The 23,512-nt window shown below is 67.0% G+C and carries 25 protein-coding genes and 2 pseudogenes; 17 read left to right on the top strand and 10 right to left on the bottom strand.

Going from position 1 to position 23,512, the window contains the following annotated elements:
* Positions 1-15: 15 nt before the first annotated feature.
* The 4 genes from BAY60_RS19765 to BAY60_RS19750 all read right to left on the bottom strand — a co-directional run bounded on the left by BAY60_RS19765 (position 16) and on the right by BAY60_RS19750 (position 3,096).
* On the bottom strand, positions 16-621 hold the full coding sequence (locus BAY60_RS19765) for an SAF domain-containing protein (RefSeq protein ID WP_112282539.1): 606 nt from the start codon (positions 619-621) through the stop codon (positions 16-18).
* 154 nt (positions 622-775) lie between these two features.
* Positions 776-1,651, bottom strand: a complete 876-nt coding sequence (locus BAY60_RS37975; protein ID WP_245992692.1) for a hypothetical protein — start codon at positions 1,649-1,651, stop codon at positions 776-778.
* 113 nt (positions 1,652-1,764) lie between these two features.
* Positions 1,765-2,289, bottom strand: a complete 525-nt coding sequence (locus BAY60_RS19755) for a hypothetical protein (RefSeq protein ID WP_112282538.1) — start codon at positions 2,287-2,289, stop codon at positions 1,765-1,767.
* A 177-nt stretch (positions 2,290-2,466) separates the two neighbouring features.
* Positions 2,467-3,096, bottom strand: a complete 630-nt coding sequence (locus BAY60_RS19750; protein WP_112282537.1) for a prepilin peptidase — start codon at positions 3,094-3,096, stop codon at positions 2,467-2,469.
* 169 nt (positions 3,097-3,265) lie between these two features.
* Between BAY60_RS19750 and BAY60_RS37220 the strand changes: the two genes are divergently transcribed.
* The 10 genes and pseudogenes from BAY60_RS37220 to BAY60_RS19710 all read left to right on the top strand — a co-directional run bounded on the left by BAY60_RS37220 (position 3,266) and on the right by BAY60_RS19710 (position 10,198).
* Positions 3,266-3,679, top strand: a complete 414-nt coding sequence (locus BAY60_RS37220) for a winged helix-turn-helix transcriptional regulator (RefSeq protein WP_170160476.1) — start codon at positions 3,266-3,268, stop codon at positions 3,677-3,679.
* 268 nt (positions 3,680-3,947) lie between these two features.
* Positions 3,948-4,169, top strand: a complete 222-nt coding sequence (locus BAY60_RS38510) for a DUF6879 family protein (RefSeq protein ID WP_342769782.1) — start codon at positions 3,948-3,950, stop codon at positions 4,167-4,169.
* 88 nt (positions 4,170-4,257) lie between these two features.
* Positions 4,258-4,323 (top strand): annotated as a pseudogene (locus BAY60_RS37970) (hypothetical protein); the annotation flags it as partial.
* 163 nt (positions 4,324-4,486) lie between these two features.
* On the top strand, positions 4,487-5,038 hold the full coding sequence (locus BAY60_RS37965; protein ID WP_245992690.1) for a DUF5753 domain-containing protein: 552 nt from the start codon (positions 4,487-4,489) through the stop codon (positions 5,036-5,038).
* A 360-nt stretch (positions 5,039-5,398) separates the two neighbouring features.
* Positions 5,399-6,010: a bifunctional DNA primase/polymerase gene (locus BAY60_RS19735; RefSeq protein ID WP_112282536.1), complete on the top strand. Its 612-nt coding sequence runs from the start codon at positions 5,399-5,401 to the stop codon at positions 6,008-6,010.
* A gap of 385 nt (positions 6,011-6,395) precedes the next feature.
* Positions 6,396-6,824: a hypothetical protein gene (locus BAY60_RS19730; RefSeq protein ID WP_112282535.1), complete on the top strand. Its 429-nt coding sequence runs from the start codon at positions 6,396-6,398 to the stop codon at positions 6,822-6,824.
* 167 nt (positions 6,825-6,991) lie between these two features.
* The gene (locus tag BAY60_RS19725; RefSeq protein ID WP_112282534.1) at positions 6,992-7,687 is read left to right on the top strand and encodes a DNA alkylation repair protein; all 696 of its coding nucleotides are present in this window, start codon (positions 6,992-6,994) and stop codon (positions 7,685-7,687) included.
* 222 nt (positions 7,688-7,909) lie between these two features.
* Positions 7,910-8,413 carry a hypothetical protein gene (locus tag BAY60_RS36815; protein ID WP_146771045.1) on the top strand — a complete coding sequence of 168 codons (504 nt, stop codon included), beginning with the start codon at positions 7,910-7,912 and terminating at the stop codon, positions 8,411-8,413.
* 111 nt (positions 8,414-8,524) lie between these two features.
* Positions 8,525-8,917 carry a DUF6907 domain-containing protein gene (locus tag BAY60_RS19715; RefSeq protein WP_112282532.1) on the top strand — a complete coding sequence of 131 codons (393 nt, stop codon included), beginning with the start codon at positions 8,525-8,527 and terminating at the stop codon, positions 8,915-8,917.
* A 126-nt stretch (positions 8,918-9,043) separates the two neighbouring features.
* Positions 9,044-10,198 (top strand): methyltransferase domain-containing protein, encoded by a 1,155-nt coding sequence (locus BAY60_RS19710; protein ID WP_112282531.1) that lies wholly within the window; start codon positions 9,044-9,046, stop codon positions 10,196-10,198.
* Positions 10,199-10,794: 596 nt separating this feature from the next.
* Here BAY60_RS19710 and BAY60_RS37215 read toward each other — a convergent pair.
* Positions 10,795-10,938 carry a hypothetical protein gene (locus BAY60_RS37215; RefSeq protein ID WP_170160475.1) on the bottom strand — a complete coding sequence of 48 codons (144 nt, stop codon included), beginning with the start codon at positions 10,936-10,938 and terminating at the stop codon, positions 10,795-10,797.
* Between the two features lie 283 nt (positions 10,939-11,221).
* On the opposite strand from BAY60_RS37215, the gene BAY60_RS19705 reads away from it, so the two are divergent.
* The 3 genes from BAY60_RS19705 (at position 11,222) to BAY60_RS19695 (ending at position 14,732) form a co-directional block, all read left to right on the top strand.
* Positions 11,222-12,313, top strand: coding sequence for a PLP-dependent cysteine synthase family protein (locus BAY60_RS19705; protein ID WP_112282530.1), 1,092 nt, complete (start codon positions 11,222-11,224; stop codon positions 12,311-12,313).
* Positions 12,310-13,557: an MDR family MFS transporter gene (locus tag BAY60_RS19700; RefSeq protein ID WP_112282529.1), complete on the top strand. Its 1,248-nt coding sequence runs from the start codon at positions 12,310-12,312 to the stop codon at positions 13,555-13,557. The genes BAY60_RS19705 and BAY60_RS19700 overlap by 4 nt, the downstream gene beginning before the upstream one ends.
* Positions 13,558-13,802: 245 nt before the next feature.
* Positions 13,803-14,732, top strand: coding sequence for a C40 family peptidase (locus BAY60_RS19695; protein ID WP_245992689.1), 930 nt, complete (start codon positions 13,803-13,805; stop codon positions 14,730-14,732).
* A gap of 12 nt (positions 14,733-14,744) precedes the next feature.
* On the opposite strand, the pseudogene BAY60_RS19690 reads toward BAY60_RS19695, so the two are convergent.
* Both BAY60_RS19690 and BAY60_RS19685 read right to left on the bottom strand, forming a co-directional pair.
* Positions 14,745-16,129, bottom strand: a pseudogene (locus tag BAY60_RS19690) (choice-of-anchor B family protein).
* A 480-nt stretch (positions 16,130-16,609) separates the two neighbouring features.
* On the bottom strand, positions 16,610-17,062 hold the full coding sequence (locus BAY60_RS19685; protein WP_112282527.1) for a rhodanese-like domain-containing protein: 453 nt from the start codon (positions 17,060-17,062) through the stop codon (positions 16,610-16,612).
* 115 nt (positions 17,063-17,177) lie between these two features.
* Here BAY60_RS19685 and BAY60_RS19680 point away from each other — a divergent pair, with 115 nt between their 5' ends.
* Positions 17,178-18,479 (top strand): M23 family metallopeptidase, encoded by a 1,302-nt coding sequence (locus tag BAY60_RS19680; protein ID WP_112282526.1) that lies wholly within the window; start codon positions 17,178-17,180, stop codon positions 18,477-18,479.
* A gap of 290 nt (positions 18,480-18,769) precedes the next feature.
* Here BAY60_RS19680 and BAY60_RS19670 read toward each other — a convergent pair whose 3' ends face one another.
* Entirely contained in the window at positions 18,770-20,101 is a 1,332-nt protein-coding gene (locus tag BAY60_RS19670) for a prolipoprotein diacylglyceryl transferase family protein (protein WP_211330401.1), read from the bottom strand.
* A 291-nt stretch (positions 20,102-20,392) separates the two neighbouring features.
* Positions 20,393-20,806 carry a plastocyanin/azurin family copper-binding protein gene (locus BAY60_RS19665; RefSeq protein WP_211330400.1) on the bottom strand — a complete coding sequence of 138 codons (414 nt, stop codon included), beginning with the start codon at positions 20,804-20,806 and terminating at the stop codon, positions 20,393-20,395.
* Positions 20,807-20,980: 174 nt separating this feature from the next.
* On the opposite strand from BAY60_RS19665, the gene BAY60_RS19660 reads away from it, so the two are divergent.
* From BAY60_RS19660 to BAY60_RS19650, 3 genes are read left to right on the top strand one after another with little or no spacing between them, the layout of a single operon-like run.
* Entirely contained in the window at positions 20,981-21,178 is a 198-nt protein-coding gene (locus BAY60_RS19660) for a hypothetical protein (RefSeq protein ID WP_112282523.1), read from the top strand.
* Entirely contained in the window at positions 21,178-21,414 is a 237-nt protein-coding gene (locus BAY60_RS19655) for a hypothetical protein (RefSeq protein ID WP_112282522.1), read from the top strand. Before BAY60_RS19660 ends, BAY60_RS19655 begins: the two co-directional genes overlap by 1 nt.
* Before the next feature lie 14 nt (positions 21,415-21,428).
* On the top strand, positions 21,429-21,761 hold the full coding sequence (locus BAY60_RS19650) for a DUF1707 SHOCT-like domain-containing protein (protein WP_112282521.1): 333 nt from the start codon (positions 21,429-21,431) through the stop codon (positions 21,759-21,761).
* A gap of 24 nt (positions 21,762-21,785) precedes the next feature.
* Here the strand turns inward: BAY60_RS19650 and BAY60_RS19645 are convergent, their stop codons facing one another.
* Positions 21,786-23,402 carry a multicopper oxidase family protein gene (locus BAY60_RS19645; RefSeq protein WP_112282520.1) on the bottom strand — a complete coding sequence of 539 codons (1,617 nt, stop codon included), beginning with the start codon at positions 23,400-23,402 and terminating at the stop codon, positions 21,786-21,788.
* Between the last annotated feature and the right edge of the window lie 110 nt (positions 23,403-23,512).

Genomic DNA, 23,512 nt, shown 5'->3' with positions numbered 1-23,512 from the left:
GACACGCTCCTCACCTCAACCCTCGGGGCCCACGAGGACGAACACGACCTGCCCAGCCGCGGCGATCGCCGCGCGCTCCTCCATCGTCGCCGCCACCACGACGTCCACGGTCACCGCGCCCTGCGCGTCGGGGGCGCCCACCCCGGTCACACGAGCCTGGAAACCCGCTTCCGACGTGGATACCTCGGCGCTGGAGGCGCCCGGCGATGTCTCGGCCACCGGGACCACCTCCACCAGATCCCCGGCACGCAGCCCCCGCGCGGGCAACGCGCCCGGCTCACCGCGCAGCCCAACCAACAACTCCCCCGGCCCCGGCACCGGCTGCTCGGCGAGGTACCCGGGTGCCAACACGCTGCCCGACGGGAGCGCAGCCATCGCCGTCTGCCCCACCACCCGGCTGCGCTCCGCCGCAGGAATCATCGGCACCGCGGCATCCGGGGTGAGCATCGCCGTGGTGAGATCCGCGTCGGTCAGCCGCGTTCCCCACGCCACATCACGCGCAGCGACCAGCACCTCGGCCCGCTCGTCCGCGGCAGCGATCACGAGATACCCACTCAACGCCCCAGCCGCGGCCAGCGCCACCGACAGCGCCAGCAGCCACCACCGGCGCCGCAGCGGCACCCGCGGAACAGCCTTTGCTAACAATGGTCCGCGCCCGGGCTCAGGCTCCGTTTCCCGGGACGGAGCCGAAAATGACACAGGAGTACCCACTGAGGTATTCCTTTCCCTCAGAAATCGTTGTCCAGATTCAGTTACAAGCCGAGACAGGCCAACCTCAGCGTGAACGCAGCGACTGGGCCTCGGCTACCGCGAACCGCTCCGTGGCACGCGACATCATGTCCGGCAGCTCACCTCCCTCGTCGGACGCGCCGGTCGAGCCCACCCAGCTCACCGACCAGGTGATCGCGTATTCCGCCGTCGTCACCCCGCCAGGCAGGCCATACGACGAGCGGGCGTAGACCACCCCACAGTCCGGGCTCGCCGCATGCATCCCGTACGCGCGGTCATACGGCGTCCCCGGCCCAGCACAGGTCGTTGCCGCCAAACCCATCCCCGGATCGACCGTCAACCGTGTCGGGGTGGCCGTCACCTCGGCCCACACCGGGCCGACCTGCACCCGCTCCCGCTGCGGCCTCCACGCCGCGGGATCGGTCCACACCCAGGTGTGCTCGTTGACCAACGTCGCCGACCGGCCATCAGCCAGCCGCACGTTCGGCGACCTCCCCGGCACGGGCAACGGCAACGCCAGCTCCTCGCGTGCCCGTGCGGCCAATTCGGCTGGCGTGGGCAGGACCACCGCAGTACCGCCCGGCGCGCCGGGAATCCCCGTGCCCGTCACCCATCCCTGGGCCACGCCATCGCAGATCCGCCGGAAAGCCCGGCTCTCGTCGCCGCCTCGCGACCCGGCATACTGCGACCCGAACAGCGCGTGCAGCGCCTCGACGGTTCCCGGCCCGTCGGTTTCCGCCGCATCCCAGGTCAACGGCTCATACACGCAGACAGGGCCCGAACGCGGCCGGTTCGCCGAACCACCGATCGTGCGCGAGGTGTCTGAGTTATCCGCGGACGAACTTCTCTGCGAGTATGCCGCGTCCATCCGCACGCGGGGCGGCGCGATCTCGCCGAGTTGGTCCCCGGGCACCACGGTCACCTGGCCGGACTCATCCTGATCACGAGTGTCCGCAGCGACCGGCGACGCCAACAATGTAAGGAGCCCAGCCGCCGTTCCAGTTGCCGCTAGAAGCAGACCATGCCGCGGCCGCATCAGCACTCGCCTCCTGGATAGCGGATCTCGGCCACCTTCCAGCGACCGTCGGCCGCATCGCGAACCATGCGCGCCGTGACGGGGTTTCGTGGGACACCAACCGTCTTCCTCTCCCCCGTTTTCATGTCGGCTTGCCCAGACCTCGACGCGTCCTGGCAATCGGTCACCGTGGCCCGATCACCATCGACTTCCACTTCCGTGATCCGCGAAGTCACCGATCCGTATGTGGTGATTCCGCTGTTGCGGTTGAAGCGCATCGCCTGCAAGGTCCGAGTCAACTGGGGATCGACCGCGACCTCGCCCAGCTCCTTGTCCCACGTGGACTCTGGCCAGTCGCGGATCTGCGTATGCCGCGCCCAGAACGCGTCATACGCGACGACCACCGCCTCGTGCTCATCCTCGCCCGATGGTGCCGCCAGCGCAGACGTCGTGGGAGCGGCGACAGTGGCGCTGTTGTTGGCCTCGTCGACCGTGGACGCGGCCTCGCAACCAGCCACAAAGACCGTGACGACCGCCGTCGTCACAACCGCACCTATTCGCAAGTGTGTTGCGCGCCTGCCACCAGCCCCCATAGCGCCTCCTACACGTCCGGCGCAATGCGTATACCGCCACAGTGACAACACCGTGACCGAAAGTGATCTGACTGTAGCACCAGGGGGCTGTCTTACTGCAAAGTAAGTAGCCGGACACTAAGCGTGAAATCAGGCGAGCAGGACGCCTGCGATCGTGCCCGCGATCAGGGACGGACCTGCCGGAAAGCTGGCCGTCCAGCAACGCCGAGCCACGAACACGGCGGCCCCAACCACGGCCGTCAGCCCGGTGGCGAGCAGCAGCCCCCGGACCAGACCCGCCCAGCCGATCCAGCCAAGGTAGAAGACCAAAGCTCCGGCCAGGGCCGTATCACCCCCGCCGGTGTGCGCGGGAACAGCCAACTGGACGGCCCCCGCGATCACCAAGCCGGCCAGTCCGGCAATCAGCGCGGCGGCAAAGTCCGTCCATCGGTCCTCCACGGCAGCCGCCACCGCGAGCGCGACCACGCCACCTGCAGTCATCGCTGCGGTCATGCGAAACGGCAGCCTCCGCTGCCGCACATCCACCAGGGCGAGCACGATGCCCGTCGCCGACAGCCAACACCACGCTGGCAACGTCGCGCTGCCCCCATACCGGTAGGCACACAGCGCGAAGAGCGCACTCGTCAGCAGTCCGATGACGACACTCCGCCGCACTGGCGAACCGCCGTGCGGCGGCGCCGCACGATCAACCCACGCCGACAACAGCGGCCCCAGTAGCAACCCGACCGCCGCGGCTACCGTCACGACACCGACGTGCATCGATCCCACCGCTCTCCGTGGCCCCGGTCCGCCTCAGTCTGTAGCCACTCGACGGACACCGCCCAGCGGTTGTCACCCACAAGGGCACAGATCCCCTACCGATGAGTCACGAAGCCGAGGGAAGCACGTCACACCGGTGCGCGCCTGCAAAACGGTACGGGGAGGTGGCGTGAAACCAGGAAGTGACGAGTACCTGCAGCACATGCGGGACCTCTACCGCTGGCTCAACCGAAAATGGGAGCCGGTCATCCTCACCGTGCTGGCCCGGAAACCCATGCGTTACACGGAGCTGCGCGACACCATCCAGAAGATGAACGTCGGCGATGAGTGGTACCGCAGGCCCGGCAGCAAGCTCACCGACAAGGTGCTGGGTGAAACCCTCAGCGCCATGCAAGACGACGGGCTCGTGCTCCACCAACGCGACACTTCCACCATTCCGCCAGCCGCAACCTACGCACTCACCGCCACCGCCCGGCAACTGCTGAACGCGCTGCGTCCCGCCGTCGAATGGGTCGCCGACCATCACGACCTGATCGAAAAAGCCAAGACTAACCGGCGAACCCACAAGACGGAGTTCAGCTGACCCCAAGCTGGTATTTGCCAATGCAGTCCACACCGAACTGAAGTTCACGGCGTGTGGAGAACCGCCGACGACGACGCTCGATCTGCCACGCGAGCTCGGCCACCACGATGGCGGGACAGCACAAGCAGGCCGAACGTCGTGGCATCCAGGTACTGGATCGTTTCAGTAGTCGCCGCAACAACCCCACATCACACCGGCCGCGAGTTCCACAGTCCAACGTTGGTGATTCACCCACGCTGTTTGCTACTGGCCGCACCGATCGGAAGACATCCGCTACCTCAGGCGCGAGCAGGCAGACACGGCAGGGCTCCCAAATCACGACTGCTGGCTGTTCGACTCGCGGTTGCTGGTGCTGATGCGCTTCACCAACGACGACCGGTTCCTTGGAGCGGAGATCATCGACGACCCAAGCCAGGTCGTGCGGCCCAACTACTGGCGCGACGCTGCGTGGCACTACGCAACGCGACGGAACCAATTTGCGGCCGGGTAAGACATCGGGTGCAGCAGCCAAACAGGACACGAAGGCTGCGCTCAGGGAGCGCCTTCGTGGACTGTGCAAGCAAGCGGGCCTTACCGGCGTGCAGCTGGCGGACGCACTGGGATGGCCGCCGTCCAAGGTTTCCAAGCTCGAAACTGGCCGCCAGATCCCGACCGAGCACGATGTCCGTGGTTGGGCGCGTGCGTGCGGCGCGGAACAGGAAGCGGAAGCGTTCCTGACCGCACTCCACAACCTCGAAGAGCAGCACGCCGAGTGGCAAACGCAGCTGAAACCTGGCCTGCGGCCCGCACCAGATCAAGCTCGGCGAGTTGGACGCCAAGACCCGCTTGTTTCAAGTGTTCGAGCCCAGCACCATCCCCGGGCTGTCACAAACGGCGAACTACGCCCGGGCACACGTTGCAGAAGGGGTTGCGCTCTTCGGGGCACTCAATGACCGTGACCAAGCAGTACACGCCCGGATGCAGCGACAGGAGCTCCTCTACCACTGCGAGAAGCGCTTCCATTTCGTGTTGACCGAGGCGGCGTTGCCCTGCCGTCGGTGCTCCCGCGACGTGCTGGTGGCGCAGCTCGACCGCCTGATGTCGCTCTCCGCCCTACCGAACGTCAAGTTCGGCATCATCAGCGATGACACGGAGTACATCATCGGCCCTTGGCACGCCTTCTGGATCCGGGATCGCGAGTGCATAACGATCGAAACGTACTCAGCCGAACTCAATCTGGCGCAATCCCAGGAGATCGAGCTGTATGGCAAGGTGTTCGAAGCGCTCGCGACGGTGGCCACCTACGGCAGGCGGACCCGCTCGATCATCACCCGCGTGATCGACAATCTGGCTCCACACGAGCCAGAGACTGGCTCGTAGTTTCCCCACACGCGAGACCCTAATCCCTCTTAAGAAGATTCGCGAATATTTCTGGAGGCCCTGGCGTGGGCTGCTTACTGTGCCTGGCATGAACGGTCCACCTTTCAAAGCTGCGTGCGCGGCCAGTACTCCGATCAGGCTTCGCCGCACGGTACGAGTCGCTCGCTTCCACGCCCCAAGACTGGGGCGTTCGACGTTGGGCTCCGGCGCCAGGCGCTTCCTCCTGAGGCCGCCCGTCTGTTACCGCGCTCTCCCCGCGGCTACCGGACTTCCACCGGCAAGCGAAGGCGAGCTGGACAGGGTCGTCAACCACCCATTCGATCAACCATCGATCTCTCCCGTACGCACAAAGGAGTCGTAATGACCGTCGTGGATGACGCATATGAAGACGATGACGGGTGCTCGGTGGAGGAACGCGAGGTGGTGTCCTACGCTCGACATGGCTGGCCCGTGTTGCCGGGCTCGGTGTGGGACGGCCGCAAATGGGTTGTCCCAGGCACGCGCCGGAAAACCAGCACTATCGAACCGTATCTGGGGCTGGGCGCGGCGACCACGAATGTCACACAGGTCCTGCGTTGGTGGCACGCCGACTACGCGCTCCGACCGTCGGCGTTACTGCGCGCGGGAACCGCGTTCTCCGCGCTGTCCCTTCCGCGCACGATCGCGGTCGACGTGCTACAGACATTGCTCTTTCGGGAACACCCAGGGCCCGTGCTCTATCGGCCAGACGAACGGCGCGCCTACTTCCTGATGCAGCCGCACGATGCCCGGTTGGTCGTGACCCGGTGCGACTCGCGCACGGCGAGGTTTGTGCCCGACGGTGAGGTGATCGTGGCTCCACCGTCGCAACTCGAGCACAGCCTGCGGACGACGTGGTGGGTCACCCCCGAGGAGAGCCGCTGGCGACCCGCCGACGCCGAGATGCTCGCCGCAGCACTCCAAATTCACGCCCGCGCACTGGTGGCCCTGTGAGCAACAAGCGAACCACGCGCCGCTGCGCTGCTGAGTCGAGACACCATGACAGCACTCGTCTGGTACGGCGCGCTGGTACTGAGTCCGCCAGCGTTCTATGGGATTCTGCTGGCCTGGGCTGGCTGCCGACGACAACCACGGAACCCCGACCGGGTCGGTGTTGCGGACCTCATCGCACGCATCGAGCACGAACGCTCGACCACTGCCCAGGGCGCGGGCGCGGCGACACGATCGACCCCCCGCGCCCGGTCGGAGCGGCCCCGGCAGGCTGGTATCGCCACGGCGCCGACACGAGCAGCATCCATCGGCTCGCGGCCACGGGAGACACGGTCCCCACCGCTCGGCCCACGCTGCGCCGTGCGGCAACTCTGTCGGGGGCAGCACGGTGACCAGTCCGTTCAGCCGCGACAGCGACGACTCGCCCCTGAGCATGGCGGACTGGTGGCTCCTGTGGCAGGCACTAGACAACCCCGAGGCCGATCGGCAGGCCGCGCGGGAAGTGCTGGGCTCCCTGGTGAGCCCCGAGTGGATGCACGATGCCGCAATGGCGTGCGACACCAGCGGAGATTGGTCGAACCGAGCAGCCGCGATCAAAGCGGCCCGCGAAGCCTGCCAGGACTCCTGGATCGCACAACGATGTGACCTGGGCATCGGCACCTTGCAACGGCTTCGGAGCGCCGAACGCCCCTACCACCACGCGCGACTCGACTTCGCCGCACGGGTGCTGCTGCTCATCATCACTGACCTCTTCCGCCTCAGCGATCAGCGCGAAACCGACACCGTGAACCAGCGAGGAAAAGAGGAGCAACGGTGAACACGACTATCGCACACACGGCGACGGGACCCGATCACGGCGTGACCGAGACACCGCGCCCCGAAAACCAGGGGCGATCGTGAGTCGGCTCCGCCGTTCGAGGGGCACGGCGGAGCAGGTCCCGCCAATGCGACATGAAACCCAGACCAAGACAGAGGAGCTGTGCCATGCCATCTCCGTTGGCGCGAGCCGTATATGTCGGGCTCGCGGACCTGGCTGATCCGGCCAAAGCGCTGGACATGCAGCGGTACATGGAATCCGACATGCCGTTTCGCGGCGTGCAGAAGCCCGCGAGAGCACGACTCGCACGCGAAGTGTTCGGCGAGCACCTACTCGCCGACAGGGACGAGTGGCTGGCCGCGGTGCGTGAGCTGTGGCGCGACGCCACCTACCGTGAGGAACGGTACCTGGCGATCGACCTCACCGGCTACGGTGCCTACGCGGGCTGGCAGTCGGCGGAGCTGTTGCCGTTGTACGAGGAACTGATCGTCACCGGAGCATGGTGGGACTTCGTCGACGAGATCGCCATCCACCGCGTCGGCCCCATCTTCCGAGACGATCCCGTCAGGGTCGAACCAGTCATGCGCGCGTGGGCATATGACGCCGACCGGTGGAAGCGGCGAACGGCGGTCATCTGCCAGATCGGATCCAAAACGGACACCGACCGTGGCTTGCTGGCGTACTGCATCCGGGCCAACATCGATGACTCCGACTTGTTCCTGCGCAAGGGAATCGGCTGGGCGCTTCAGAAACACGCAGCTATTGAGCCGGGCTGGGTGAGGTCGTTCGTCGAGAACCATCCCGCCCTCTCACCGCTATCCCGCACCGAAGCGCTCAAGCACCTCGATGCGAGGCCATCGTGAGGGTTCAACGAGGATCAACGCCTCCCCGGCTCCCAAGTTCAACCCGCTACGATCACAAGAAATAGCGAGCTACCGCATATGGCGCAACGACTAACCTACGACCCTCAGTCAAGCACCTGCCCGATCTGTGGACGTTGCCAGCCGCCATCGTCACGTTGGTCCCCGAGCAGTGACCCCGACGCGCCCGTCCCCGCAGCGATAGTCACGGGCCGTCTCCACAGGGTGGCCGCCGAAATCGGCATCGCCATCATCGAGCATCCGTCGGTGAAGGACAGCGGCTGCGCGGCCGTGTTGACCATCGAGAAAGACCTCGAAAGCGGCCAAATAATCATGCTCGCCGACAACCTCGACGAGGATTTGCGCGCGGACGTCATCGTGTTCGGCTTCGCCGTTCTCGGAGGCATACCTGAGGTCGTGGCCGACAGCGCCGACGGCTACATCCTCGTGGGCAGGGAACGACGTCCCACCGAGCCCGACAGCGTCAGTCACGTGGCCTGGCACGTCGCCCATCTCTGCGGCCGCCACACCTCCTCCGCCACCTTCGGCCTGTTCGCGCCAACCACAGATCTCCCGAACGTGTCACGACCTCGCCAGTCGCCACCGGCGACGAGGACGTGCACGTCACAACTCAAAGTCCAGAGTCAGGCAGCGTGCCGAACAAGAGCGCCGGTCGAGAACAAGACCAAGCAATGTTGCGCATCCGAACACAATGGCGGGCGGCAATGACCGCGGAGCAAACAGGCCGACGCCACGCCGGCCGATAACGGACTCCCCGGCTGACGGGACACCGAACGAATAAGAAACGCAACCAGACTTAGACATCTGAGGAGCACACGGATGACCACGACGGGATCAGCCGACGACGAACAGCATGAGGACGAACGTCCTTTTTGGTTGACTGAGCCATGCCCGGCATGGTGCGACCGGCTCCACCACGACTGGGAGCCCATCGAAGACCGTCGACACCAAAGCGATCTCGTCGGGCACGTGGAATTATCCACCATGCCCGCGGATAAAGTCATCAACGGCGACAACACGTTCGACCACATACCGCACTGCCTCGAGCTGCGCATGGACCAGGGATACCGGGAGAATTCCCCGCGCCTGCACCTGGAAGAACATCTCTGCCGCAACGGGGAGTTCGCGCTGACCCTGAACGAGGCAGAACAAGTCGCGACAACACTGACTCGCCTCATCACCATGGGGAGAACCGGTCAAACCAACGGCTGAACGGGCTCATGTGCTCATCGCGTCGATGTCGAGTGCAGCGCGGCTGGCACAGACAAGGCAGGCCACCGACCCGCACCTGCTGCGGGCCCAGGCATCAACTGGACCCAGCGTCACTCAGGAGGTCCCATGGTGGACGCGTTCCCGGACGGCATGACAGTCGACGTTGATGTCCACGTCGACCACCGCTACTGCCAGATCGACATCGCCAGCGTCCAGCACGGCGTACGCATCTCCCTCGGCGCCACCCCCGCCACCTCCCTGAACCTCACCCTCGACGAGCAGAGCGCCGAAGAACTCGACGCCCTGCTGTCAACGTGGCTCACCACCCGCCCCCGCACAACCGCGACAGGCCGAGATACCGCCGGCCACGCAGGCAGACCCGCCGCGCGCAGGCTCGCCCGCCGCCTCCGCCGATCCGGCGCCCTACACACACCCGCCTGGTGGGAGGTCGTGGAATACACACCACGCCACCACTTCATTCCCCGCATACTCGCCCCACGCCCCGACGGAACCTGGACCGAGCCCACCAGGCCCGGCGACGACATGGACCAGTGGCTCGCGTTGGTCTACTCCGACACCGACCACGTCACCGACCTCACCGAAAGCGACGGCCAACAGGTCCCGATCATCGGCGACGAACACCCCCACCGCATGCTCGGCATACTGGAACACCTGCACATCCACGACGACCACAGCGTCATCGAAGTGGGCGCCGGCACCGGCTACGGCACCGCGCTGCTCCACGAACGGGTCGGCTGCTCCCACGTCCACACCGTCGACATCGACGCACGTCGCGTCGAGACCGCGCGGCAACGCCTCGACCTCGCAGGCTACGCCCCTATCCTGGCCGAACTCGTCGACTCCCTCGACACCATCCACGGTGACGCGGACCGACTCCTCTCCCACTTCGCCGTGCCAGCCATCCCCCGCAATTGGATCCTGCCGCTCGAAGGCATACTAATCACCGAGTTCGCCCCGCTGGGCAGCCCCGGCCATCTCGTGGTGCTCCACTGTAAGGGCGACACCGCACAAGGCCACTTCGCACCCGCCCTCACCCCCGCCACCCAGCCTTTCCACCAAGCCGACCAGGCCAAACTATCCGGGACAACACAGACGATTGAGTCGAAGCATCCGCCACCATGGTTCCTCGATCCGCAGCTACCGCAGTGCGAAACCACGCCAGGAAACCTCAAGCGATTCGGACTCACGGTAACGCCAGAGGAACACATCATCTGGCGCGACGACCCACGAAGCCCATACCAGTGGCGACTACCCCTCTGACCGGAGTGCAATCTCCGCCTCGATCAAGCCGCGGATGCCGAGTAATCTCCCACCCGGTTTCGAGTGGTCCGGTACAGGTCACCTCTACCGCGTCGAGAACAAACTCGGCGTCACCGGCCGCAGTGAACTGGCCGCGCTACTGAACGACGATTGACCCGAATCGAGTAGCCCACCACTCGCCCCGTCCCCAGCCGGGGCGCTGCCGAGGCGACGACTATGCGCCCTCTCCGCGGCCCCCGCGAGAACGCTCATGGTGTCGGACGGGCAGTAGGCGAGATGGCATGGGGCTCGTCGGCGGGGCTTTCGAGCGCTGACAATCAGCGTTCCCGATGATTCGTCTCCGTCAGGCCCGTCATCTCCGCAGCATGCTCAGCGCACACTCCTAATGGATGATCTTACGATCCAGGTTAGTAGACTAGCTAACTGGAAAAACCGTTACCTCCAAGGAAAAACGGCTACATCACCACACAGGGTGAGCCTAACCCACGACCGGGTGAACAGCGTGCCTGGCTCCCTTGAACCGACGCAGTCGCCGGTACGTTGTAGTAACTGTGAGATGTCAGCAAAACGCGAAGCGTGCACGCGTGTGTGCCCATCTAGGGCTGGCGGTCGGTATGCTCATCGCGTTCCTGGCGCTCCATGCGTTGCCGTGCATCGGTGATCACGAGCATGTCGTTCCAGCGCATGCTGTTGCCGCTACGCACGACCACCACGAGCAGCAGACGGACGACTGCAGCCACGAGACAGAGCCGCAGCCATCAGAACATCCTCAATATCTCGCCCCGTCGCGCTCACACGACGGTGCCTACCTTGCGTCCGCCGCACTGCCGCTGGTGCTGCTCGGCGGGCTCGGCACGGCTGGCGGAATCTGGCGAACACCGCGCCGGGGAATCCGATCGCGCGCTCCCGGGCACTGTTCGGGGCGCGATGTGCTGCACGCTCTGTGCGTGTTGAGGAGCTGATCGCAGGGCCCCGCCCTGCCTCTCTCCAGCTCAACTCAGCACTCCACAGAAATGGAACCTCATGCGTTCGCCTGTCCTACTTCGTCCTGCCCAGACGCGCGCCCGTCGCGCGGAAACCGTCGGCAATACGCCGGTGGTGTGGATCGATCAGCCGTTCACCCAGGACGGCAGGGGCTTCTGGGCCAAGCTCGAAGGCCAGAACCCCGGCGGAATGAAAGACCGCCCTGCCCTGCACATGGTCGCTCGCGCACGCGAGCGCGGCGAGCTACGCCCCGGCGGGCTGATCGTCGAATCGACCAGCGGCACGCTCGGCCTCGGGTTGGCCCTTGCCGGAATCGTGTACGGACATCCCGTCGCGCTCGTCGGCGACCCCGGCATGGAGCCCATCGTGCACCGGCTCCTGCTCGCCTACGGCACCCGAGTCGACATCGTGGACCGACCGCACCCGACCGGTGGGTGGCAACAAGCACGCCGCGACCGCGTCGCGCAATTGCTCACCGAGAACCCGGGATCGTTCTGCCCGGACCAGTACCACAACCCGGACAACGTCGCCGCCTACGCATCCCTGGCCACCGAGCTCATCGCCCAGCTCGACCAGATAGACGTACTGGTCTGCTCGGTGGGAACGGGCGGGCACTCGGCCGGCGTGGCACGCGAGTTGCGCCGGGTCAATCCGCACCTGCGGCTCGTCGGCGTCGACACCGTCGGTTCGACCATCTTCGGCCAGCCCACACGCACCCGGCTGATGCGCGGCCTCGGATCGAGCATCTACCCAAGCAACGTCGACTACCCCGCGTTCGACGAGGTGCACTGGGTCAGCCCCGCCGAGTCCGTCATAACCTGCCGCCGGTTGGCTGCCGCCCAGTACGCGACCGGCGGCTGGAGCGTCGGTGCCGTTGCCCTCGTCGCGGGCTGGCTAGCACGTACCCAGCCCAGCGACGTTCGGATCGCCGCGATCTTCCCCGACGGCCCGCAGCGCTATTTCGACACCGTCTACAACGACACCTTCTGCGCCGAACACGGGCTCCTGGACGCGCCTCCCCCGGACGAACCGGACACCATCGCGGATCCGGGTGAGCGGGAAGTCCGACGCTGGACCCGCTGCACGACCGTCGTCAACCCGCTCGCCGCCCACGCCGGAGCCCACCGATGACCGACGTCCTGCGCCAGTTCCGTTCGTTCGACCGCCCGGTGCAGTTGCTGGCCCTCAACCAGTTCACCATCAACATCGGCTTCTACATGCTGATGCCCTACCTGGCCGCGCACCTCTCGCTCGGCCTTGGCCTCGCCGGCTGGCTCGTGGGGCTGATCCTCGGCGCCCGCAACTTCTCGCAGCAGGGCATGTTCCTGCTCGGTGGCAGCCTGGCCGACCGCTTCGGCTACAAGCCGCTCATCGTCGCCGGCTGCGCCCTGCGCACCGGGGGCTTCGCGATGCTCGGTCTCGTCGACTCCGTCCCCGGCCTGCTCGTGGCATCGGTGGCCACGGGCTTCGCCGGGGCCCTGTTCAATCCGGCGGTGCGGGCCTATGTCGCCGCCGACGCCGGCGACCGCCGGGTCGAGGCCTTCGCCCTGTTCAACGTCTTCTACCAGTCGGGCATCCTCCTGGGCCCCCTGATCGGACTCGCGCTGACCGGCGTCGCCTTCCAGCTCACCTGCCTGGTCGCCGCGGCCGTGTTCCTGGTTCTGACCATCTTGCAGATCCGGTCGCTGCCGGAGCGCCGCTCGCGCGAGGCACACGATTCGCTGCTTACCGGGTGGCGCGTGGCGCTGGCCAACCGCCGGTTCCTGGCGTTCTCCGCCACCATGATCGGCTCGTACGTGCTGTCGTTTCAGGTGTACCTGGCGCTGCCGCTGGAAACGCGGAGGCTTGCCGCCTCGGAAACCGTGGGCACCATCGAGGTCGGCGTCCTGTTCGGAATATCCGGGATACTTGCCATCGTCGGACAGCTGCGAATCACCGCCTGGTGCCGCCGCCGGTGGGACCACGGCCGCTGCCTCACCGCCGGGCTCGCGCTGATGGGCCTGGCCTTCACCGCGCCGCTGGTGACGGCTGCCAGCCCATCGGGGCAGGCCTGGACGTTCCTGCCGCTGGCCGCGTCCGTCACGCTGCTCACGCTGGGCACGGTGGTGGTGTTCCCGTTCGAGATGGACACCATCGTCACGCTGGCCGGAGACCGCTTCGTCGCGACCCACTACGGCCTTTACAACACCATCTGTGGTGTTGGCATCGCGGTGGGTAACCTCGCTACCGGTGCGGCTCTGGATCTTGCGCGAGGTAACGGCGTGACGTGGGTGCCCTGGGCCGTGCTCGTCGGGATCGGGGGGATGTGTGCGGTCGGCGTGCATGTGCTCAACCGCTCCGACCGGCTGGAACCTCGCCCAGTAACCGTGAGCTGACTCTCTGATCGCCTCTAGTACTAGGACCCCTAGTGGACAAGATCGGCGGCGTTACTCTACTGTGACCGCGGACCGGCGGGGCGGTCCTGCGAGGAATGCCGACACCACCAGGAGATCCAGCACTCGTGACCGCGCACCCACGTCGTTTCGCCACCAGCAAGACCGCCGTCGCCCTAGTGGCACTGACGATTGCGCTGACCCCGGTTCCCGCCAGTGCTCAGCCGCAAGACGACACGTCGGATGCCATGGAGCGCTATCAAGAGCTCGGTGCACAAGCGGCGGATGCCGAGGAAGACCTGTCCCAGGCCGAGGACGAGCTCGCACGCCGACAGCAGGAGCTGGACAAGGCCGACGCCGCGCTCGCCAGGGCGAACCAGGCACTGCAGCAGGCACAGCGCGCGGAGGTGGCGTTCCGGGACGAAGTCGACACCCTCGCTGCCGCCAGCTTCCGCAACGGCCGCATCGCCCGATGGTCCGCCATACTCACCAGCGACTCCAGCCAGGAGTTCCTGGACCAGATGTCGGCGCTGGGCGTGCTCGCGAGCAACAACGCCGCGACCCTGAACCGGCTCAGCGGCATCAGGGACCGAGCGAACGCCGCCCGTGCCAGCGCCGCGCAAGCGCAGCAACGAGCGGGGAAGGCCGAAGCCGAAGCCGAACGCGCGGTGAGCACCCTCGAGGACCGCAAGGCCAAGCTCGACGAGCAGATCGCGCAGGTCCGGGCGGCGCTCGACGACCTTAGCTCTGCCGAGCAGGCCGAACTCCAGACGGTTCAGGACACCGGGAGCTACCTCGGTCCTCCTGGCGCGGCCAACGACGCACTCCAGGCCGCGCTGTCCCGGCGGGGTTCCGAGTACGAGTGGGGCGCCACCGGGCCGAGCGAGTTCGACTGCTCGGGGCTCACCTCGTGGTCCTACGCGCAGGCGGGCGTCACCATCCCCCGCACCAGCCGCCAGCAATGGGGCGCGGGCAAACCGGTATCCCTCGACGCGCTGCTCCCCGGTGACCTGCTGTTCTACGACGACGGCACCGGCAACCCCAGCAACATCCACCACGTCGGCATGTACGTCGGCGAGGGCAAGATGGTCGACGCGCCGACCGAGGGACAGCTCGTCGACGTGCGGTCGATGGAGGGCGATGGGCATCTCATCGGCGCCCGGCGCATCGTCGGCTGACCGCGATAAGCGTCAGTCGTAGGCCGCGCCGCTGGGTCGCAGGACGAACAAGCCCTGTTCGATGCCGGACACGACCACCGTTCCCGATGCGAAGAACGGGTAGTTGCTCCACGCACCGTTGAACTCGGCGGCGTCATCGGCCGGGTAGACGTCGAAGAAGCCGACCTCGTGTAGTTTGCCGGAGTTGATGGGCGCGGTGTCCAGGATCCACAGGCCGGCCCGGTAGTTGGCTTCGTAGACTTTCGAACCCTTGACGTAGAGGCTGTGGTCGATCGCCGGGGTGTCCGCCACGTGGGTGCCACGCAGCGCCGGGTCCGTCAGGCTGGAGACGTCGACATGTAGGTCGAGGTGTTGAAACCGAACGTCTGCTCGTCGAGCTCGTCGTTCAGCAGAAAGTACCGGCCGTCTTCGGTCAACGAGCCTTGGTGCGTGTAGGAGGCCGCCCCGTAGGTGGTGCGGGACAGCTGCACCGGATTGGCCTTGTCGGTGACATCGACGATGGTCAGCGTGTCCTCATTGGAGTTGAACAGGATCTCCCGACCGGAGAAGCGGGTGTCCGACCCGTCGTACACCACGGCCTGGGTGTCGTGGGTGTAGCCGTCCTCGTCCACGCACCCGGTGAAGGCGGGGTTGCGCGGGTCCCGGATGTCCACCATGTGCGGACCGCCCTCGCAGATGGCGGTGCCCACCGCGTAGGCGAACCCGGTGTCTTCGTTGATGGCGACGTTGTGCGCGCCCCCGAACAACGGGTAGTGGGCGTCCTCGGTCCAGGTGCGCGGCTGGCTGACACCGCGCAACCGCGTGAGGTCGAACACCTGCATACCGTACAACGGTTCCTCACTGACTACGTAGGCGTGGTCGCGGTAGACCTTGACGTCGCGCCAGGAGGCGAACAGGGTCTCCACCGGTTGGTGTGAGGGCAGCATCCCGAGATAGGCAGGTTTTGTCGGCTCGGTGACGTCGACGAAGGCGGTGCCGCTGGTGGTGCCCATCAGGGCGTACTCCCGGCCGGTTTGCGGGTCGGTCCAGCCCCAGCTGTCGTTTCCTGCGCCTGCGTCGCCGATCGCCGAGAGCGGCAGGTACGCGGCCAGGTCCACGTTCTGACACGGGAACGGCCCGGCCAGTCCCCGCTCGCAGCCGATATCGAACAGCGGCTCGTCCGGCACTTCGCCGCCGGGGCCACCCGGCTTGCCGGTCTTCTTGAAGCTGTGCAGGGCCGCTCGGCCGTCGTAGGCGGAGTCGGTCGCGCTGTAGGGGTTGACGAGCACGTCGTACACGCCGCTGGCCGCGCTGATGACGACCCGCTCCTCGGGTACTCCCGAGGAGGGATTGTCGCCGATCGACTGTCCGACCTGCTCGCCACGGTCCTGTTCGAAAGACGTGCAAGTCGAAGTCATTTGACGCGTCCGGCCAGGAGATGCTGATCTCTACGCCTCCCCGGTTGGCGTCCCAGCGCGCGGAGTCCACATCGACGGTCAACTCGAAGCGGTCGCACCCGCCGCCAACGGAGCGACGCGCCGGCACCATCGGCCGGATTCACGGGATGCGGTGGCGGCTCGGTGTGGCGACATCATCCCGCCCACGGCAACCTCCCTGGTCCCGTCCGCCGGCGTTCTCCGGCTCTGATAAGTCGTTAACGCTTATGGGTGACGGGGGTTACGGATGATGTGCCACGGTGTGCATCGCCGCCGGGCGGAGCTCCTGGGGGTCAGGCTCCGCCCGGCGGCAAGGCGCGGGCCAGTGCAGGGGAAGGGAACCTCAGCGGACGGCCTCGCACGAGCAGCGGTGACGTGCGGGGGAACGCGATCAACCGCTACTAGCGCGGATCGTAGCCGACCCGCTCGTGCGACACCAGCCTGAGTTCACGTGAGGAATCATCAACGGTCGGCCGAGGGCTGCGCGAGCGCGCGGCCGCTGGCCTGCCACGCTCGCATGCCGCCCTTCAGATCGGCGATGTCGGTGTAGCCGAGGTTCTCCAGGGTCTGCACCGCCTCGGCGCTCATCCGGCCGCTCAGGCAGTAGACCGCGATCGGTGTCGTGCGATCGGACGGTAGCTCGGAGGCCTGGCGTTCGATTTGGTCGAACGGAATTATCACGTCAGTGCCGGGCAATGCCCCTTCGAAGGGGACGTGGACGTTGATGGTGGTCCGTACGGGGTCGGCGACCGCCTCGGCGAACTCGCCGGGCCCCAGCAACCTGCTCGACGCAGGTGCTGACGTCGGCGGAGGCTCGGTATCCACTCCTGACGAGCCGCACCCGGCAACGCCGATCAGCGCCGCGGCGGCCACGGTGGACAGTCGAATCCCGCCGAATCGCACGCCGACGAGCATAGCCGCTCGCCCCCGCGGTCGGCGGTCCCTCGATGCGATTCGAGTGATTCGTGTTGCGAAAGAGAGCGATGTTGCCGCAGTATCCATGTGAGTACTATGTTGCATAGTTCTGTCGATGGGAGACGACATGATCGGGCGCGGCCTCACGGCTCGCGGCGCCGTCGTGGCCTTCGTCGCCGCATTCACCCTGGCGACGGTCCCCGACGCCGTGGCCGTGCCGCCTCCCCCGCCGAATCCCAGCGACGAGGAACTCCAGGCGAGCAGTGACGAGGCGACCGGTATCGCTGAGCGAGTGGGCAGTCTTGCCAACCAGGTCGCCGAAGCGAGCGCGGCACTGACCGCCGCCCAGCTCGAGCTAGCGGCCAGCTATGACGAGGTCACCGCCGCCCAACAGCGAGTGCACTCCACCCGCGCCGCGGCTCAAGCCGCCCAGGTAGCCGCCGACAACGCTCACGCGGAGGTCGACGCAGCGATCACGCAGCTCCAGCGGGCGCGGCGGCAGCTCGACCAGTTTGCCGCCGCCAGCTTTCGGCAGGGCAGCGCCATCGGCTCGCTCAGTGCCTACCTGGGCTCTGACAGTCCGCGAGATCTGCTGGCCCGCGCGTCAATGCTCAACGCGGTCGGCAGCTCACGGCTGAACGCGCTCGACTCTGTGCGGCAAGCCATGTCCACCAAGGCCAACGCCGATGCCGCCGCCCGGGCAGCAACACAGGAGGCTACGGCGAGGGCGGAGGCGGCCGAAGAGGCCAAGATTGCCGCGACGCACGCGTACGAGGCCGCGGCGGCCAACGAGACGGCCGCCCAGCGGCGCACCGCCAAGCTTCTGAACCGTAAGAAGTCCCTCGAGGCGCGGCTCGCGCAAGCGCAGCGCACCTTCGCCGAGCTCCAGGGCCAGCGGCAGGAGTACGCCGATTGGCAGTCGAGCCGGCGGGCGGCCGAGGAAGCCGCCGCGGCGGCGCGAAACCGGCCGCCGACAGCTAACCCACCGGCTCCGCGCCCAGCGCCTCACGATCACCCGGCACGCCCCGGCTCCAGCGGAGTGGTGGCTCCGACGACGGGAGTGATCACCTCCACCTACGGGCCACGCTGGGGAAGCATCCACTACGGACTCGATATCGCCAACAGCCTCGGTACGCCGATCGTGTCCGTGCTGGACGGAGTGGTCATCTCGTCCGGTCCCGCGAGCGGGTTCGGGTTGTGGGTTCGCGTGCGCCACGACAACGGGATCATCACGGTGTACGGTCACATCAACGAAACCCTGGTCTATGTCGGCCAGCGCGTCGCCGCCGGTGAGCAGATCGCCACGATCGGCAACCGCGGCCAGTCCACCGGCCCGCATCTCCATTTAGAGGTTCACAAGAATGGCTACAAGATCGATCCGCTGGTCTGGCTGCGCGCCAACGGCGTCTCGATCTGAGTGCCCGGCATCGATACTATCTACGTAGACGCATAGTAGGTTATTCTGTCATGGTCGTAAGGGAGCGGGCCATGCGCGGGCGTACAACCACCGAGTGTCCCTACACGATCACCGCCGCCAGCTATGTGCTTGGCACACTCGACGAGCGAGAGCGTGCGGAGTTCGCCAAGCACTCACGTAGATGTGCCCGCTGCCGGCGTGAGATCCGGGAGCTCGTGCCGGTCGTACGGCTGCTCGGCCTCGCGAAGGCACAGCAAGACGCCGCACGCGGGCAGTGAGGCGCTCCGGCGTCACGCGAAGACCGGCGCGCCCACCGCGGCAACGAGCACGAGCCCGCAGATCGCCATGGTGACCAGCCGTCCGATCCGCGTGCGTGACTCCGTGCGCAGCGGGAACAGCAGTTGCCTGCCGAAAGTGTAGGCCGCGGTCGCGCCGACGAAGATCGCTCCCGGGATCGGCGGCTCAACCGTGAGCACGACGATCAGCGAGAGCACGCCGATTATCAACGCCACTGCGGCTTCGACCAGTTGCACCGGGAACCGACGGGTGGCCAGTCGCCGGTCCGAGGACCACAGGCCCCACCGTGAACTGGTCGGGCGGCCCGCACAGCAGCCAGTCAGCCAGCATCCAGGGCGGCCGACCGCCATGCCGAGGAACACCCCCGGCGCCGTGGCGTCCAGCAGCACTCCAATCGGTATCCGCAGCACCGCCGCGCCGGCCGCGACCACCCCGAGGGCAACCAGGAGGAAGCCTTGAATGCAGGCGCCGGCGGTGAGGAACTGCCGGGGATGCTTGTGGTGCAAGACGAGGTAGTAGACCTTCCCGCCCACGAATCCCAGCAGACAGCCGATCAGCGACACCGCGAGCACGGCCCCGATATTGATACCCGCGCGGCCGGCCAGCAGCGCTTGGAGCACAACGGCGACGACCGCCCCCAACCCGACCAGCACGGGCCATGCCACGAGCCGCACCCCGGGTCCGTGCGCCAGCTGGCCGAAGGTCGTCGTCGTGGCGATCACCCGTCGAGGCAAACGCTTCCCCGCCGGCACGCCCGTTCCCTCGACGGGCTCTGCGGCCACCCTCCACTCGCCCGCGTTGATGTTCTGCGCGCGGGTAGTGATCGCGACCCGGCCGCTGCTCGGTTCGAGCCCGTCGACCTTCTCGATGCGCTCGAAACGGTCGCGAGCGCCCGGCTTTCCTTGCACACCGACGCGGGCTCCGGCGAACCGGATCGCCACCGAGTACGGCTCTCCGGATTCCGGCACGTCGAACGAGTACGTCGCCGCGAGCCCCTGCGGTTCGACGTCGGTGAGCGCGGCAGGCAGGCAGCCCTTGGCCGCCCGCTGCTCCTCGTCCACCCGCAGACTCGCCGCACGGTTTCCCGCCGACTTGGCCGTCCCCTGAGGGGCAGGTGCGGTCCGGGGAAGGGTGGAGAGACCACCCGGAGCCGTGCTGGCGGAGGCGGCGGGAGCTGTTCGGCGCGCGAGCGCCGGCGGCACATCAGTGCTGTTCTGCTGCCGGCCAGCGCGGGGCGCAGACATCTTGCGCGCCGATCGGTTGCCAGCCGCCTTCTTGCGTGGCTTCTTCCCCACGGTCGCAGTCCTTCCCCGTCGGACGAGCATGAGCAATCCTACTATGACTCATAGTAGATTATTCCCGCGTGACTCCGGCGTGAGCCAGTGAATCAGGCTTTGCCTCCGCGACGATCAGCCGCGACAGCCCATGGGCGACCACGGTGGACAGCAGGTCGAACCGGCACACTGAAGGTGCTGTTGGACTGCGCGGAGGCCGGCGAGCTGAGACCGGGGCCTGCTGCGCCTCCGACCTGTGCCCGCGGGGCGCCGAACGTGTTGGGCCTGCGGTGCCGCAGATTGGCCCGGCTGTACTTGCCCACGCAGCCAGGCCGGGGTCCGCTAGTAGCCGTTGTTTCCGCCGCCGGTGGTCGGGGCTTCCTTACCGCCCACAGCGACTTTGGTCTCCATGCCGATTTCCCGGTGGTTGCTGACGGGGCAGTAGAAGTCGTAGGTCTCGGCGCCCAGCGTGGCGGTGAGGTTCGCCGACTGGCCCGCGTCGAGCGTCTCGGTGCGTTTCTCCTCAACGCCTGGGCCTTCGATGTCCAGCGCGTGCGGCGCCTTCCCGTCGTTGGTCACGACGAACGTGTACGTCCCGGGCGTGAAAGTTTCTTGGGACAGTTCGATCCGGAAGTCCGTCAGCGAGACCATCACCCGTTTCCCAGCCGGCTGCTCCCCGGCGGGCGGTGTCGTCGCATCGTCCGCGCCATCGGGCCCTCCACAGCCAGCCACGACCAGACCGGCGGCCCCGAACACCGCTCCTACGACGTCACGCCGGAAAACACGCTTCCTCGACATGACAAGCCTCCAACCGTGGTTCGTAGCGCCAGCATCCGCTGACAGCGGTCCGCGGTCCAGCAGTGCTACTATCTACGAATAGAGATAGTAGGAAGGTTTGGCGTTGAGCGCCACGTCGCCGTAGGAGGAGCCATGGAGACGCTGCTGCTGGGCCTCGCTGTGCTGGCCTGCCCGGTCGGAATGGGCGTCATGATGTGGATGATGGCGCGTGGTCACCGTCAGGGCTGCGACCAGGGCTCGGACAAGGAGCAGCAGATCGCCCTGCTGCGTGCCGAGATCGACCAGCTCAAAGCAGAGCGTGCCGCCGACCGCACCCGGAGTGAGTCCTGATGCCTCTCTGGTTGACCGGCCTCGTTGTTGTCGCCGCGATGGCTTTCGCGTACCTCTTCTGCATCCGGCCGACGTTACGAGGTCAGGGCCATTGCCGCGTGTCCCGCGAAGACCCCGAGCTCGACCGGCAGATCGCTGAGCTCCGGGAAGAGGTTCGCGTGCTGCGCGCCGAGGACGCCCTCGCCAGCGGTCGGGTGGCTGGCCACAAACCCACGACGCCACCGGTCGACGGCTGATCCCGCGAGTTCTCATGGACCAGCCGTGGATCCGGGCGTCCGACGCGGACCGCGATCGCGTCGTGGCAACGCTGCGCCGGCACGTCGGCGACGGACGACTGAACTTGGACGAGTTCTCCGAGCGCGCAGCGTCCGCCTACCGCGCACGCACCCTCAATGAGCTCAACGAGCTGACCCGCGACCTCCCCGCGCTGGATCCACCGGCGCCCAGGGCCATGGCGCATCGGCGCGTGCCCATGCTTACCTGGGTCGTCGTGGCTGTCGTGCTGGGCGCGGCACTGCTCACCGCGTCCGGCATCGCCACCGCCACGGCGATGAGCGACATGATGGGCGGGATGTGCCAGTGAGCGCTCCACGGCCGTGAGCGTCGCTCATCGGTCTCGTCGCAGGTAGGACAGCATGGCGGCCATGCCGGTCGCCATGTGGTAGGCGTTGTGGCAATGGATGAGCCACTGGCCGGGGTTGTCCGCGGTGAAGTCGACGCTGAGCCGCTCGCCAGGCCCGACCATAACGGTGTCCTTGCGGGTGCCGCCCCGACCGGGGTTGTCAGCAGGGGCACGTACCGTGAACGTGTGCCCGTGCAGGTGCATCGGGTGATACATGGGTGTCTGGTTGACCAGCACGAGCCGGACCCGTTCGCCCTCGTGGACGGGCATCGGTGTGATCCCGTCGAAGGGACGCCGATGGTTGAAGGTCTCGGCGTTGATGCGCCATTCGAACGTCGTCATGTCACCGGTGAGGTACACGGTGTGGCTCACGTCGGGAGGCTGGTCGTCGATACGCGCCGCGGGCGTCGCTCGCAGGTCCGTGAGGGCGAGCAGTCGGCCGGACAACCCGGCGGGCGCCGCAGTGGGCGGCGGGATCGGCCCGGCCGCGGTGCGGACCACTCCGAGTGCCTGCGCGCCCTTGCCTTCGGCGACGGCCACGAGCGGGAAGACTCCCTCGCCGAGGGTGACGACCACGTCGTAACGTTCGCCGGAGGCAATCTGGAGAGTATCGACTTCGACCGGTTCGACCGGGAATCCGTCGGTGTGCGTTACGACCAGCCGGTGGTCCCCGAGCGCAAGACGGAACACCGTCGCCCCAGCGGCGTTGATCAGCCTGATGCGAGCACGCTGGCCTGGCTTGGCCCGGAACACGTGCGGCGCCGTCGGCAGCCGCCCGTTGAGCACATAGAACGGGAACTCGACGTGGCTCGCCAGCCGCGACGCCGCCGACACCGGGGCGATTCCGGGTGGCGGGTCGGCCAGTGCCGCGGGCACGTGGTACTGCCACGAACCAGATGCGTCCGCGATCTGCCCTACCCGTACTGGTGTTTGGTATCGCGCCTGCATGCCACCCGCGCGCAAGGCCCTGAGTACGTCGTCGGGAGTCGCGGCGACACCGTCGATCCAATCGTCGAGCACGACGATGAACTCGGCGTCGTAGTCGCCGGGTTCGTGTGGATCGTCGACGATCAGCGGGGCGTACAGACCACGCTCCCGCTGTAAGCCGACGTGCGGATGCAGCCAGTAGGTGCCGGGATCGGGCGCGACGAAGGAGTAGCGCACGCTGTCTCTGGCACGGATCGGCGCCTGGGTGAGGTTTGGGACCCCGTCCATGTCGTTGCGCAGCCGCAGGCCGTGCCAATGCACGGTGGTCGGTTCCGGCAGCCGGTTGGCGACATCGATCTCGAGTTGGTCGCCCGCGCTACACCGGATCGCGGGGCCGGGAACGTGGCCGTTGTACGCCCAGGTTCGCGCCACGTAGCCACCGAGGTCGACATCCGCCTGCTCGGCGGTCAGCGCCGACCGAACAGCGCGGCCGGTGCCGCGGCTCTGTCTGGCCTGCTCGGTGCGCCGCACGGCGTCCGACGACGCCAGCACGCGCCCGGTCTCCGGCATGTTCTCACCGCGCAGCGCGAGCCATGCCCCGCCGACCGTGACGGCGGCCGCTGCGCCGCCGAGCGCCGTGAGCAGGCTTCGGCGGGACACAGGGAACTCCGGCATTGTCGGTCCATTTCCCGAATTCGATATCACTGGCTACGTAGCAGCTTAGTAGTAGCGGTCGACGTACCTGCCGCGGCATCCGTGGACTGAATGTCGACATTCCAGTACGC

It is taken from the genome of Prauserella muralis (assembly GCF_003202285.1).
In the GTDB taxonomy this organism is placed as follows: domain Bacteria; phylum Actinomycetota; class Actinomycetes; order Mycobacteriales; family Pseudonocardiaceae; genus Prauserella_B; species Prauserella_B muralis.
The sequence above is the reverse complement of the archived record's forward strand: the minus strand, read 5'-3'. Positions and strand labels throughout refer to the sequence as shown.